The following is a 14,242-nucleotide window of genomic DNA, read 5'->3' as shown; positions in this document are numbered from 1 at the left end:
AGTCTTTTACATCTACTGAGCAGCCTCAAATAAATCGTTTAGTTGTTTTTCTGCTTCTTTTGCTGCTTTCATAGGATCTGTTCCATTTGAAATGATATCTTGGAACATTTGTTCAATAATGTGTTGGTTAGTCAACATACCAGCTTGTACACTTGGTCCATTTTCATAACCAATAGCAGTACCTTTTTTAACAGCTTCAGTAATCACTTCTTCAGCATGTTTAAATTTCTTACGAGTTTCATTTTCTTTATAGGCTGCAGAATCGCTAATTCCCTTAATAGTTGGCAACATACCTACTGGAGTTGAATCAAGGAATTTAATATAGTCTTCTTCATTGTAAAGTGATTCCAAGAATGCTTTAGCAACTTCTGGATGTTTTGAATTTTTCCAAACAACCATTGGAATGTTTGAGGTTTCAATTCCTTGGTCTTTATCAGATTCTTTGATTTTTGGAATAGGATAGGCATCAATCGAATCAATCAATTGAGGACTGTTGGCATTAATTCCTCCAATATGGAAGCCAGAGTTAAAGTCAAATGCTGTTTTTCCTTGATAGAACAAGGTAGCTTGTTGAAGGACATTAAAGTTCAAAGAATCTTGAGGTGAAATTTCTTTATACATTTTAACCCAGTATTTAATACCATCTTGAGCAAGTTGGCTTGTCAAATCTGCTTTAAGATCTTTTGTCAAAAGACTTCCACCACCACTACGTACGTAGAAGTTCAAGAAACGTGTTGCCATTAAGTCATTTGTTCCAAACGGAACAGACAAGCCATAAACTCCAGCTTCTTTCAATTTTTTAGAAGCTTCATAGAGTTGATCCCAAGTTTTAGGAACCTCAATATTATGTTCTTTTAATAAATCTGTTCTAACCCACATGACTTGTGCATGTGAATAAAGAGGAACAGAGTAGTAATCATCTCCGATTTTTGCTTCATTTAAGGCAGTTTCGTTAAATTTATCCTGTCCAATACGCTTGATAGAATCATTTAGCGGAACCAAAGCATCTGAGTTGACCATTTCCATTACTTGGTTAGGAAGAGCTGTACTGATATCTGGCACATTCCCATTTGCTAAACCTGTAGTCCATTTAGTATAGAAGTCATTCCAAGAGAATGTTTCAATCTTAATTTTCGTTTTCGGATGCTTTTGCATGAAGGCATCTGCTGATTTTTGAATACTTTCTAAACGTGGTCCTTGAGTAAAGGAGTGCCACATTGTAATCTCACCAGATAATTCTGTCGGTGGTTCAGTACTAGTTGTAGCTTCTTTTTTTCCTGAACAAGCTACCAAGGCAACGGCTGCTAGCGCAACTCCAGCTAGACATAAAAACTTTCTCATTTTTTTCATTGTTCTTCCCTTTCTACATTAAGAAATCGCAACTTTAAAGACAACTTTTTTCACAGGTTCATCATTTATACGAACCTTGGGTTGATGTAAATCTTCTGGAAAAGTGATAAGGCATTCGCCAGCTCTCAAATGAACTAACTGTTCCACTTTCCCTGTGTATAATTCAATGTCTTTTTCTTCATCATATTCTTGGATAACGCTTACATTTTCTGGCGACGTAACAGCCATGGCTTCTTCGTTTTCCAAAACTAAATGAATATCCAAATATTTTTGGTGAGTTTCAAAGAAGGCTCCTGCTTGACCGTCTGCTAGATAAGTAAAGCAATTACCAAATAATCGATCACCATCGATATCAATCGGACCTTCTGTCAAATTTTCTAGTCCTGTTTTTTCTAGAAAATCTATTAATGTTGCAAAATGTGGATTTACTCCCACATAAGTTCCTAAACGGCTGATTTTAGTAATAATCATACTCAATCCCCCTTTCTTTATTTTTTATTTAAGACCAGCAACAAAGCGTTCTGTAATCTCTTTTGGTCTAGTAATAGCGCCACCAACAACAATACCTCGCACTCCATATCCTAGGATTTGTTTGGCTTGTTCTGGTGTATGAATTTTTCCTTCTGCAATGACATCTACACCAGCATCACAGAGTTTTTTGATCAATTCAAAATCGGGACCATCCACTTTAGGACTGTAAGATGTGTATCCTGATAAGGTTGTTCCGACAAAGTCAATTCCTGCTTCAACGGCTGCCAATCCTTCCTCGAAAGTACTTGTATCAGCCATCAAGAGCTGGTTAGGATATTTTTCCTTAACCTGACGAATGAACTCTTGAATCTCCAAACCATCATAGCGTTCACGCTTGGTACAATCCAGAGCAATGACCTCGATGTCCAGTTCTGCCAGTTCATCAACTTCTTTCATAGTAGCAGTGATGAAGGGTTCTTGCGGTGGATAATCTCGTTTTATTATCCCAATGATTGGAAGGTTTGTAACCTCCTTGATTTCCTTGATATCGCGAACACTATTTGCTCGGATACCGACTGCTCCACCTTGCTCAGCCGCTTTGACCAGCAATGGAATGACTCCTCCCGCTTCTGTATAGAGCGGTTCGTGAGGAAGGGCCTGACAAGAAACGATGATTCCATCTTTGATTTGTGCAATCAAAGCTTCTTTAGTAATCTGTGGCATCCTCTTTCCTCCTTTTCTTTGTTCTTATGAGTTCATTATAGACTATTTTTAAAGCGCTTTCAATACTTTGTGGTAGAATAGATTTCAATTTCAAAAGTATTTTATAGAACAGCTGTTTCTGAAAGTAGTTTCAGAGAATTATCTATTTTAAATCGTTTTTATTAAACTACAAAAAAGAGAGCTACCATGCTCTCTCATTCATTATTTTACGTACTTAAAAGGGATCTCGCTACCACATAGCCAGTTGTATACCTGGTCATTGACAAATACATTCATGGCTTCATGGGCATACTCAGGCATGATGCGATAGGCCTTATCACAGGTCAGACGGTTGTAAATCGCAAACTGGGTAATAGGATAGCAAACATCGTCATCCAAGCCCGTAATCATCTTAACCTCACCCTTGATACGATGGGCAAGATTTTTCACATCGATATAGGCAAGAGTCGCCATGATTTCCTCCTCTGTTTCATGGAAGGGATCGTGAAACTTGAAATAACGGAACAATTCGTCGTAAGCCTCGCTAGTATTACCAATCTCAAGCACCCGTCTGAAGTCTGACAAGAAGGGATAGATAGCAACTGTTTTCTGAATTCGAGGATTGAGCGCTGCTGCAACCAAGGCTAGAGCCCCTCCTTGTGAGGCACCATAGCTAGAAAGGAGCTTCTCATCTACCTGAGGCAGACTAGCAACAATTTCGACCAACTGGTAAATATCCAGATAAACATCCTTATAAAAGAGATGCTCCCGACCTTCCACAGCACCACGGATAATATGCCCCTTAACCGTATTTCCTAAAGGAGAACGCAAACCGTCTTGTGAATAGCCCGACTGGCCTCGAACGTCCATGGAAACAACACCGTAACCAGCCACAGTATAAGCTAGCATGTCAGCCCAGTCCCAGCCACGTCCCATATAGCCATGGAAATGGAAGATTATCGGAACCTTCTCCTCACTCTTTGGAAGAACAACTCGTGCATATACCTTGGCTTCATTGGTTCCTTCAAATGTTAATTCATAGCACTTGACTTGAGGAATGTGAAAATCTCTTTCCTCCAACTGATAAGCTGGAAGCGTTGAAACTTTTTTTACTTCCCCATCCCAGAAAGCATCAAAGTCTTCTGGAACCTCATCCCGTCCTCTATAAGTCTTGATTTCTTCTAACAAAGCTGGATTTTTCATAACATGCTCCTTTTTGTAATCGCTACCACCACTGTAGCATATCTAGAAAAGCAATGCAAGAAAGAAGGGTAATACTCTTTGAAAATCTCTTCAAACCACGTCAGCTTCGCCTTGTCGTATATATATGTTACTGACTTCGTCAGTTCTATCTGCAACCTCAAAACAGTGTTTTGAGCTGACTACGTCAGTTCCATCTACAACCTCAAAACAGTGTTTTGAGCAACCTGCGGCTAGTTTCCTAGTTTGCTCTTTGATTTTCATTGGGTCACTTCTAAAACTAACTTCCAGTTTTGGGAGAGAGAGGGAAGTTACTTTGAGAAGTTACGCTTTTTTACGAATAAATAGATAGAACCATCGAATCTAGCAAAATTAGATTTAAAACTATGGTATAATAGAAGGAGGGAATGGATGATTCTCAGACATCCAGGCATCAGCCCAACCAATGACTTGGTAGCTAAGAAAATTTTTAGCAATCCAGAAGTCACTTGTCAATTTATTCGCGATATGCTGGACTTGCCAGCCAAAAATGTGACCATTTTGGAAGGAAGCAATATTCATGTCTTACCTTCCATGCCGTACTCGGCCCAGGATTTCTATACTAGTATAGACGTTTTGGCGGAGTTGGATAATGGCACACAGGTTATTATTGAAATTCAAGTTCATCATCAGAATTTTTTCATCAATCGCCTATGGGCTTACCTTTGCAGTCAGGTCAATCAGAATCTCGAAAAAATTCGCCAACGTGAAGGTGATACCCACCAGAGTTACAAGCATATCGCACCTGTTTACGCAATAGCTATTGTAGATAGTAATTATTTCCAAGATGAATTAGCTTTTCATAGCTTCAGTATGAGGGAGGACACGACAGGTGAAGTTTTAACCATTACCAACAATGGTCAGGAAAACCATCTAGTCAAGATGGCGTTCTTGGAATTAAAAAAATATAGAGAAACCAGCAAAGACGAGGTTCGCAAACCGTGGTTGGAGTTTTTCGGGAACAAACCCTTTACCCAGCAACCTGAGCGAGCCATTAGCCAGGCAGACCAACTGCTAGACTATAAGAGCTGGTCCGAGGAGGACAGGAAAATGTTTAGTCAACTACGTATGCGCGAAGAACAGGCATTGTTAGCACAGGACTATGCCTTGGAAACTGCTAGGGCAGAAGGGATTGAACAGGGACTGGAGCGTGGAAAAGTTGAAGGAAGTTTGTCTATGCTACTAAATCTAGTCCGTCAAGGTCTTTTGCCTTCTGAAGTTGCCAGTCAACAGTTGGGTATGACTGTCTCTGAGTTTGAAGAACTATTGAAAGAGCATCATAAATAAGAACTAAAAAATATAGAGAAACCAGTAAGGACAGGGTTCGCAAGCCGTGGTTGGAGTTTTTGTAAATCATTAAATCAATGACAGATTTTTCCGTAATAGATGGAAGAATCTGTTTTTTAGTTATGCTAGATGTGGGTTCTGAAATAGTAAGATATGGTGTATTGAAATAAGATAAGAACAAAGAAATTAGGAAAGTCAAATTATAGTTAAATGAAATAAAAACTGAACAAATTAATTGCGGAATTCAAACTAATTTCTAACAATGTTTTAGAAAACTCGGTGGACTATTTCGGATTCAATCTACTATAATTTCTAGAATTTTTTTAGAATCCGCAGTGTGCTATTTTAGATTCAATAAATTGTGCTTTTAGAAACGAAAAAAGAGCATTTCGCTCTTTTTTCTCCTATCCAGTCTTAGCTTTTTACTTCTTTCTTTTGGAAAGTGGTTTTGTAATTTACTTTAATCGTTACTGTCATGTGAGAGGCCTCGTTTCTTTTTGATGACTCTAGTATAAGGGCCAAACCTGAAAGCTAGCTTAAGATTTCCTTAGAGAAAGCTTAATCTAAATGTTCTTTCTTTTCCAAATGAAGGGCAATCATGCGCCACTCCGGATCCTCTTGCCAACCTTCTATCGAACTAATATAGCTAGCAACCTTTCTGGCTTCTTCTAAAATCGGAAAATCTTCGATAATATCAGCTACTTGGAACTCTGGGAGACCTGACTGTCTGGTTCCAAAAATCTCACCTGAACCACGCATTTTCAAATCTTCCTCCGCAAGGACAAATCCATTAGTGGTTTCTGTCATAATGCGCATGCGGTCTTTCCCAGAATCCGTCTTAGGATTGGCAACGAGAACAGCATAGGACTGCTTGTCCCCCCGACCGACACGACCTCTGAGCTGGTGAAGCTGGCTGAGACCGAAGCGATCGGCATCCATGATAATCATGACGGTCGCATTGGGAACGTTAACTCCAACCTCGATAACCGTCGTTGAAACCAGAATATCCGTTTTTCTCTCTTTGAAATCCTGCATGATCTGGTCTTTTTCGTCACTCTTCATCTTACCATGTAGAAGAGCTACCTCTGCCTTTCCTGCAAAATGCGCCGTCAACTCCTCTGATAAGGCAATGGCATTTTTCAAATCCAGAGCTTCTGATTCTTCAATCAAGGGAGAGATGACATAGGCTTGAGAACCTTTTTGGATTTCCCCCTCTAACCAAGTCAAGACCTGAGGTAGTTGCTCATGCTTGATCCAGCGTGTCACAATGGGTTTTCGACCTGCTGGCATCTGGTCGATAATGGAAACATCCATATCGCCAAAGGCTGTGATGGCTAGCGTCCGTGGAATCGGAGTCGCTGTCATCATGAGGACATCTGGATTGTCTCCTTTTTCCCGTAAAATCCGCCTTTGACCCACACCAAAACGGTGCTGCTCATCGATGATAATCAAACCAAGGCAAGCATACTCCACCCCATCCTGAATCAGAGCATGGGTTCCGATAATCAAATCAGCCTCACCCTTAGCAATAGTCTCCAAGACTTCTCTTTTTTCTGCAGCTTTCAAGGATCCTGTCAAGAGAGCCAGTTTCAAATCTGGAAAGAGACTCTGTAGACTTTCAAAGTGTTGCTCTGCAAGGATTTCTGTCGGTACCATGAGAGCAGCCTGGTGCCCAGCTGTCACTGCCGCAAACATGGCCAAGCCAGCAACCACCGTTTTTCCGCTCCCCACATCTCCTTGTAAGAGTCGATTCATGTGGTGGTCGGACTTCATGTCGGCCAAAATTTCCTGCAAACTCTTTTCTTGAGCTGGGGTCAGAGCAAAAGGAAGACTTGCTTTAACTGCTGTCACCTTTTCCTGAGACCAATTCAGAACCAAGCCGCTTCCCTGAACTCTATTTTCAGACTTGAGCGTCTGCAACTGCATTTGGAAATAAAAGAGTTCTTCAAACTTAATACGGCGAAGGGCCTGCTTGTATTCCGTCAAATCCTTAGGGAAATGCATAGCACGAACTGCTTGGCAACGGGACATAAGTTTGTATTTGTCTAGTAAAGACTGGGGAAGATTTTCCTCTATCAAGAGGTCCAACCCCTGATCAAAGGCTGTCTTAATAACCTTGACCAGACTGGCCTGACTGACTCCCTGAGCCAATCTATAGACAGGTTGGAGGTCATCTTCCACCTGAGCCAGGACCTTCATCCCAGTCAGACTAGCCTTAGCTCGATCCCATTTTCCAAAGACAGCAAGAGTTGCTCCCAACTCTATCTTATCAGCTAGATAGGGCTGGTTAAAGAAATTCACCGCAAAAACAACTTCTCCCTGCTTGAGGCTAAAGCGCAGACGATTGCGCTTGAAACCATAATACTGGACACTGGCAGGAGTCACAACTTGACCAGAAAGAACCGCTTTCTCACCGTCTTCCAGTTCCAGCACCTGTTTGGTCTTGAAGTCTTCATAACGGAAAGGAAAGTAGAGCAAAAGATCTTGCAAGTTTTCAATTCCTAGTTTGGCGTATTTTTCTGCTGACTTTGGTCCCACACCAGGTAAGACATGCAAGGGTTGATGTAGATTCATGCTCCACTCCTTTCTTCTTTAATAATATTCTCTCGGAATGCGGTCACTGAGAAGACAAACCACCTCGTAGTTAATAGTCCCACGGTAGGTCGCTACCTGAGTAGCCGTTATCTCCTTGCCCCCATTGGAGCCAATTAAGGTCACCTTGGTTCCTAAGGGATAAGGCTTAGGTAGACGAATGGTGATTTGGTCCATAGAAACTCGCCCAACGATTGGGCAAGCTTGCCCATCAACCAAGACAGTGAAATTTTGCATATCTCGCGTCCAACCATCCGCATAGCCGATTGGAACGGTCGCGATGACTTGCTCGCTATCCGCCTGATAGGTCGCTCCATAGCCCATGCAAGCTCCAGCTGGAACTGTCTTGACATGAACTAGAGCAGATTCCAAGGTCAAGGCTGGTTTCAAGTCATAGGGCAAGTCCAAGACCTCTCCGCTAGGGTTAAGACCATACATGGCATCTCCCATACGAACCGCATTGAAAATAGTCTCTGCATGCCAAAGAGTCGTTGCCGAATTACTTGCGTGAACCAGTCTTGGAACTTCCTTCATACTAGCTAAAATAGTTTTAAACCGTTCTAACTGGGCATTAAAGTAGTCATCTGATTCCTCATCTGCAGTAGCAAAGTGGGTAAAAATCCCTTCAACACGAGCACCATGTTGTTGGAGCAAGTCTTGAGCCTGATCAGCCTCACTAGCCTCTCTAAAACCAATCCGTCCCATGCCTGAGTCAATCTTGAGGTGGACTGTCAAACCTGATAGGTCTGCTTCCCTATCTAAGAGGGCTTGGATCCACTCCAGTCCAGCCACTGTCAAGGTGATGTCGTATTCTTTAGCAAGAGAAACAGCTTCGATTTCAGAAACTCCTAAAATGAGGATTCGGTTGCTGAGTCCAGCCTGTCTGAGTTCAATAGCTTCATCAATATTGGAAACGCAAAAACCATCAACATCATCTTGAATCGCCGTGGCAACAGCAACAGCCCCATGCCCATAGGCATTAGCCTTGACTACTGCGAATTTGAGCGTTCCTTGATGGATATGAGCCTCCATTTGCTGAATATTTTGTCGAATAGCTTCCAAATGAATCAGAGCCTTGGTTGGTCTATGCGGACTAGCTTTCATGATTTTCCTCCAAAATGACACTGGCTGTCACAAACTGAGCTGTATGGCTGATAGATAGCCAAATCTTTCCTGAAAATGGTGACTGACTAAAATAAGGCGCCCCGCGTTCATTATTCAAGACTTCCAAATCCTGAAAACCGAGCTTCCCAATACCCGTTCCCATGGCCTTGGAAAAGGCCTCCTTAGCCGACCAGCGACCAGCCAAATATTCAATTTGCCTGCGCCCTTTAAGACTGTTAAACCGCTCCATTTCCTTAGCGGTCAGCACGCGCTTAGCAAAACCTTCATGTCGTGTAACTGCGCTTTCTATCGAAGCCAATTCTTCGATGTCAATTCCGTGTCCAACTATCATTCTCATCAAAAGGAGTTGAGATTCCCCAACTCCATCCTTTTCACTTATTTTGTCAAGGTAGCATAGATTTCTTCTACCAAGGCCTCTGTATTTTCCCAACCTAGGCAAGGGTCGGTAATAGAACAACCAAAGACCTCTGGTTGGTTTTGACGACCATCTGCCAGGTAGGATTCAATCATAAAGCCTCGAACCGTCTTTTTGATTTTCTCATTCCAGTCACGATTTTGCAAGGTCTGACGAACAATTCGAATCTGCTCCATATATTGCTTGCCTGAGTTATCATGGTTGGTATCAATGAGGATAAAGGGATTTTCAAGTCCCATGGTTTCATAGCGTTCAATGGCATTTAGCAAAGTTTCGTAGTAAAAGTTAGGCTCATTTTTCCCATATTCATTGACTGCTCCACGAAGGATGACGTGGGCCAAGGGATTTCCTGAAGTCTCAACTTCTTGACCATGGAAGAGGAAGGTCTGTTTGTTCTGAGCAGCATAGATGCCATTAAACATGACACCCAAATTTCCAGAAGTTGGATTTTTCATCCCGACCGGTGCATCAATCCCTGAGGCCACAAAGCGGTGCTCTTGGTCTTCCACAGAACGAGCTCCTACAGCATGGTAGCTAACCAAATCATCTACCAAGACCAGATTTGACGGATAAAGCATCTCGTCTGCCGTTGTCAAACCAGTCTCTGTGATCACGCGGTAGTGCAACTGGCGCACCGCCTGCAAGCCGTTAATCAGACTTGGAGCCTTAGAGGTATCTGGTTGGTGAACCAAACCTTTATAGCCGTCTCCGTTGGTGCGAGGTTTAGCAGTATAAACACGCATAACCATGAAAATCTTGTCCGCCACCTTCTTTTGCAAGGCAGATAAACGGCGGGCATATTCCAAGACAGCCTCTTCATTATCAGAAGAGCAAGGACCAATCACCAAAAGGATACGGTCATCTTCTCCTGAAATAATGTCTGCCAATTCTCTATCACGACGTTCCTTTAGTCGCAAGGCTTCCGTAGACAATTGGGTTTCTGCCTTGATTGCTTCAATATCGATTTCTTGACCTTTTTCAATAAATGCCATACTATTCTCCTAGCGTTTGGTAGATTTCTCTGACAAGGGCTTCCGTATTTTCCCAGCCTAGGCAAGGGTCTGTGATAGACTTGCCAAATACTTCTGGTTCGTTTTGACGGCCGTCTTCTAGATAAGATTCAATCATAAAGCCACGAACGTACTGCTTGATTTTTTCATTCCAATCACGGTTAATCAAGGTCTGACGGACAATTCGAATCTGATCCATGTATTGCTTACCAGAGTTGTCATGATTGGTATCCACGATGATAAAGGGATTTTCCAAGCCCATTTTCTCATACTGGGCAATGGTATCCATCAAATTATCATAGTAGTAGTTGGGAATATTCTTACCATACTCATTGATTGCTCCACGAAGAATAGCATGCGAAAGTGGGTTCCCAGTTGTTTCCACTTCTTTTCCTAGGAAAAGGAAACTTTGTTTGTTTTGAGCAGCGTAAATCCCATTAAACATGACATTGAGATTTCCAGAGGTTGGATTTTTAAAACCAGTCGCAAAATCTGCCCCACTTGCCACAAAGCGGTGTTGCTGGTCTTCAACCGAACGAGCACCAACCGCCATGTAAGAAATCAAATCATCTACTAGCGGAAGATTTTCAGGATAAAGCATTTCATCAGCTGTCGTCATACCTGTTTCTGTGATGACACGATAGTGGAGATGGCGAACGGCTTTGATTCCGTTGATAAGACTAGGCGCTTCTGTCGCATTAGGCTGGTGAATCAAGCCCTTATAGCCATCTCCGTTAGTACGAGGTTTGGCAGTGTAAACACGCATAACCATAAAGATACGGTCTGCCACTTCTTCTTGCAAAGCTGCCAAACGCTTAGCGTATTCAAGAACAGCTTCTTCATTGTCAGATGAGCATGGCCCGATTACCAAGAGAATTCGCTGGTCTTCTCCACGTATAATGGCTTCTAGCTCTTGATCGCGCTGAGATTTTCTCTCCAAAGCTTGGCCTTCTAATTTTGATAAGGCACGAACTTCTTCAATATTAATTTTAGGACTTTTTGCTGTAAATACCATAACTCATCTCCTTATAAATCAAACGGATACCAAGTAAAAATTTACTTTTCACAAGGTATCCGCCTCTAAACTATCTCATTTTATTGTCTTTTACCGTGACAGTTTTTAAACTTCTTACCAGAACCACATGGGCAAAGTTCATTCCGTCCAATCTGGCTCAAATCCAAATCTTCTGGCATATTTGCTTGGTGGGCAGCGATATTGCGAGTCGCTGTTGTACTGATATGGTGTTCTGCTTGTGGTCTTTCTTGTTCATGAATTTGTGCTTTCATCATCAAACGTGTCACATCAAACTCAATCGAACCAATCATATCATTAAACATACGGAAACCTTCTGCTTGATACTCAACAACTGGGTTGTTCTGAGCATAACCACGAAGTCCAACCGCATTACGCAATTGATCGAGGGCATCGATATGATCTGTCCACTTGTTATCTACCACTCGTAGAATCAAAACTTTTTGGAATTCTTTGACTGCTTCTTCATCGCGTAGTTTTGAAACCTGACTATCGTAAACTTGCAAGGCACGTTGGAAGAGTTCTTCCTTAATGGCCTTATCAGACAAACCTGACAAGTCTTCGATTGAAATCGAATCTTCTGGAAGCAAGTTGTACTTAGCAAAGTTCAAAATTGCTTCTAGTTTTTCATCTTGTTTCGCACGCGCATGACCATCAACGACACGACCAATCGTACGTTTGATCATAGCCTGAATTTCAGGTGCCAAGTCACGGTCTGCAGTGATGACATCGTAACGTTGAGCATAGATAATCTCACGTTGTTCACGCATGACATCGTCGTATTGAAGGACCTGTTTACGAGTATCGTAGTTATTTCCTTCGACACGTTTTTGTGCTGCTTCAACTTGACGTGTCAACATACGAGACTCAATCGCCTCTTCAGACATGTTCAAACGTTCAAAGATTCCCTTCAAGCGTTCAGAACCAAAGCGTTTCATCAAATCATCTTCAAGAGATAGGTAGAATTGTGACTCACCTGGATCTCCTTGACGACCTGAACGTCCACGAAGCTGGTTATCAATACGACGGCTTTCATGGCGCTCTGTACCAATAACACAAAGTCCTCCCAATTCGCGAACACCTTCACCAAGCTTGATGTCGGTACCACGACCAGCCATGTTAGTCGCAATGGTAACAGCACCACGTTGACCAGCATTCATGATGATTTGAGCTTCTTTATAGTGGTTTTTGGCATTCAAGACTTCGTGAGGAACACCAGCAGCGACCAATTTCTTAGAAATGTAATCACTAGTTTCAACCGCTACTGTACCAACCAAGACAGGTTGACCCTTTTGGTAGCGAGCCTTAACGTCTTCGACAACTGCTTTAAACTTAGCTTCAATGCTAGCAAAAAGCAAGTCTGGATGGTCAATACGTTGAACAGGACGGTTTGTTGGGATTGGAATAACACGAATGTTGTAAATTTCACGGAATTCTTCTTCCTCAGTCTTACCTGTACCCGTCATACCTGACAATTTCTTGTACATACGGAAGAGGTTTTGGTAAGTGATTGAGGCAGATGTCTTGGTTTCATCCTGAATTGGCACACCTTCTTTGGCTTCAATCGCTTGGTGCAATCCATCAGAATAACGACGACCTTCCATGGTACGACCTGTAAATTGGTCGACAATCAAGATTTCTTGCTCTTCACTGACCACATAGTCAATATCGAGAAGCATGATGTAGTTGGCACGAAGGGCGTTATCGATAAAGTGAGTCAGAGCTACATTTTCGATGTCATAGAGGTTTTCAAGCTTGAAGTAGCTTTCAGCCTTATCAATCCCTGAATCAGACAAACCAATTGTTTTAGACTGCACATCGATGATGTAGTCGTCTTTGTCCAAAGATTTTACATAGTGGTCTGCCATGTGGTAGAGCTGACTGGTTTCAACTGCATTAGCACCTGATACGATCAAAGGTGTACGCGCCTCGTCAATCAAGATTGAGTCAACCTCATCGACCAAGGCATAGTTAAGCGGACGTTGTACCATGTTTTCAGCGCGAACGACCATGTTATCACGAAGGTAGTCAAATCCGATTTCTGAGTTGGTTGAGTAAGTAATATCACACTCATAGGCTTCTTTTTTCTCCATTGGAGATTTGGCAGCCAAGTTAATCCCTACTGACAAACCAAGCCAAGAGTACAATTCACCCATCTCAGTCGCGTCACGTTCTGATAGGTATTCATTGACCGTAACTACGTGCACCCCTTTACCTGAAAGAGCATTGAGGTATACGGGCATGGTCGCAGTCAAGGTTTTCCCTTCCCCTGTACGCATTTCTGGCACGTCACCATGGTGAAGAACGATTCCTCCCATGACCTGAACCTTATATGGGAAGAGACCTAGGACACGTTTGGCACCTTCACGGACAACCGCAAATGCTTCATAAAGCAATGAATCTAGTGATTCTCCATTTTGATAACGTTCTTTAAATTCAACTGTTTTTGCTTTTAGTTGGTCGTCAGTCAAAGCAGCCATTTGGTCTTCGTATTTGAAAACCTTGTCGGCCATCTTTTCCAGACGACGGATTTCTCCTTTATCATTTTCGATAATTGTTTTTAAAATATTAGCCATGTTTTTCCTTACTTTAAATTCCGAATATTTTAGAATGTTCTTTTAATTTTAGCACAATTACTGATTATTTTCAAGGAAGAATCCCCATTTTGAAAAGGAAAAAGAGGCTAGTTTCCAAGCTAACCTCTCTGACTTTTATGATGCTTTAATTGCCAAAAATCGGCAAAATCGCAAATAGAATAAATAGGTTAATCCAAAGAGAAAAACAGCAGATCAATCCAAAAACAAAGAGACTGACTTTCTTGGACAGCAAAGCCATCAAAATGGACAGAATGCCAAAAACTAGCAAGACTTTCTGTATGCTGAAGAGGTCAATCTTCCCCCCCCCCAGAATCGGACTGCCCCAAGGAAGAAAGAAGAAAGCAAGCCAGATTAGCAGAACTAAACCAATATAGACCTTGGAATAGCGTGTAATAAATGACGTTAGATGTGCCATAAGCCA

13 protein-coding genes are annotated in these 14,242 nt (G+C 42.0%); 1 reads left to right on the top strand and 12 read right to left on the bottom strand.

Features of this window, described 5'->3' with window-relative positions:
- Window positions 1-12: 12 nt before the first annotated feature.
- From STYK_RS03060 to STYK_RS03040, 5 genes are all read right to left on the bottom strand, one after another.
- Window positions 13-1,350, bottom strand: a complete 1,338-nt coding sequence (locus STYK_RS03060; protein ID WP_261805209.1) for an ABC transporter substrate-binding protein — start codon at window positions 1,348-1,350, stop codon at window positions 13-15.
- Window positions 1,351-1,368: 18 nt separating this feature from the next.
- On the bottom strand, window positions 1,369-1,821 hold the full coding sequence (locus STYK_RS03055) for a YhcH/YjgK/YiaL family protein (RefSeq protein ID WP_261084332.1): 453 nt from the start codon (window positions 1,819-1,821) through the stop codon (window positions 1,369-1,371).
- Window positions 1,822-1,845: 24 nt separating this feature from the next.
- Window positions 1,846-2,544 carry an N-acetylmannosamine-6-phosphate 2-epimerase gene (locus STYK_RS03050; protein ID WP_001135679.1) on the bottom strand — a complete coding sequence of 233 codons (699 nt, stop codon included), beginning with the start codon at window positions 2,542-2,544 and terminating at the stop codon, window positions 1,846-1,848.
- Between the two features lie 201 nt (window positions 2,545-2,745).
- On the bottom strand, window positions 2,746-3,726 hold the full coding sequence (locus STYK_RS03045; RefSeq protein WP_261805208.1) for an acetylxylan esterase: 981 nt from the start codon (window positions 3,724-3,726) through the stop codon (window positions 2,746-2,748).
- A gap of 90 nt (window positions 3,727-3,816) precedes the next feature.
- Window positions 3,817-3,987, bottom strand: coding sequence for a hypothetical protein (locus tag STYK_RS03040; RefSeq protein WP_261805207.1), 171 nt, complete (start codon window positions 3,985-3,987; stop codon window positions 3,817-3,819).
- A gap of 147 nt (window positions 3,988-4,134) precedes the next feature.
- Between STYK_RS03040 and STYK_RS03035 the strand changes: the two genes are divergently transcribed.
- Complete coding sequence (locus STYK_RS03035; RefSeq protein WP_261805206.1) at window positions 4,135-5,049, top strand: Rpn family recombination-promoting nuclease/putative transposase; 915 nt, start codon at window positions 4,135-4,137, stop codon at window positions 5,047-5,049.
- Between the two features lie 558 nt (window positions 5,050-5,607).
- Here the strand turns inward: STYK_RS03035 and recG are convergent.
- From recG to STYK_RS03000, 7 genes are all read right to left on the bottom strand, one after another.
- Entirely contained in the window at window positions 5,608-7,623 is a 2,016-nt protein-coding gene (gene recG, locus STYK_RS03030; RefSeq protein ID WP_261805205.1) for an ATP-dependent DNA helicase RecG, read from the bottom strand.
- Between the two features lie 18 nt (window positions 7,624-7,641).
- Window positions 7,642-8,745: an alanine racemase gene (gene alr, locus STYK_RS03025; protein WP_261805204.1), complete on the bottom strand. Its 1,104-nt coding sequence runs from the start codon at window positions 8,743-8,745 to the stop codon at window positions 7,642-7,644.
- Entirely contained in the window at window positions 8,735-9,097 is a 363-nt protein-coding gene (gene acpS, locus STYK_RS03020) for a holo-ACP synthase (RefSeq protein ID WP_261805375.1), read from the bottom strand. Before acpS ends, alr begins: the two co-directional genes overlap by 11 nt.
- Before the next feature lie 44 nt (window positions 9,098-9,141).
- Complete coding sequence (locus STYK_RS03015) at window positions 9,142-10,173, bottom strand: 3-deoxy-7-phosphoheptulonate synthase (RefSeq protein ID WP_261043773.1); 1,032 nt, start codon at window positions 10,171-10,173, stop codon at window positions 9,142-9,144.
- A gap of 1 nt (window position 10,174) precedes the next feature.
- Window positions 10,175-11,206, bottom strand: coding sequence for a 3-deoxy-7-phosphoheptulonate synthase (locus STYK_RS03010; RefSeq protein ID WP_049500894.1), 1,032 nt, complete (start codon window positions 11,204-11,206; stop codon window positions 10,175-10,177).
- 80 nt (window positions 11,207-11,286) lie between these two features.
- Window positions 11,287-13,800 carry a preprotein translocase subunit SecA gene (gene secA / locus STYK_RS03005; protein WP_261072929.1) on the bottom strand — a complete coding sequence of 838 codons (2,514 nt, stop codon included), beginning with the start codon at window positions 13,798-13,800 and terminating at the stop codon, window positions 11,287-11,289.
- A 145-nt stretch (window positions 13,801-13,945) separates the two neighbouring features.
- Window positions 13,946-14,236, bottom strand: coding sequence for a hypothetical protein (locus STYK_RS03000; RefSeq protein WP_261805203.1), 291 nt, complete (start codon window positions 14,234-14,236; stop codon window positions 13,946-13,948).
- Window positions 14,237-14,242: the final 6 nt, after the last annotated feature.

It is taken from the genome of Streptococcus toyakuensis, from assembly GCF_024346585.1.
GTDB classification, from domain to species: domain Bacteria; phylum Bacillota; class Bacilli; order Lactobacillales; family Streptococcaceae; genus Streptococcus; species Streptococcus toyakuensis.
This window is presented reverse-complemented; position numbering and strand designations above follow the sequence as displayed.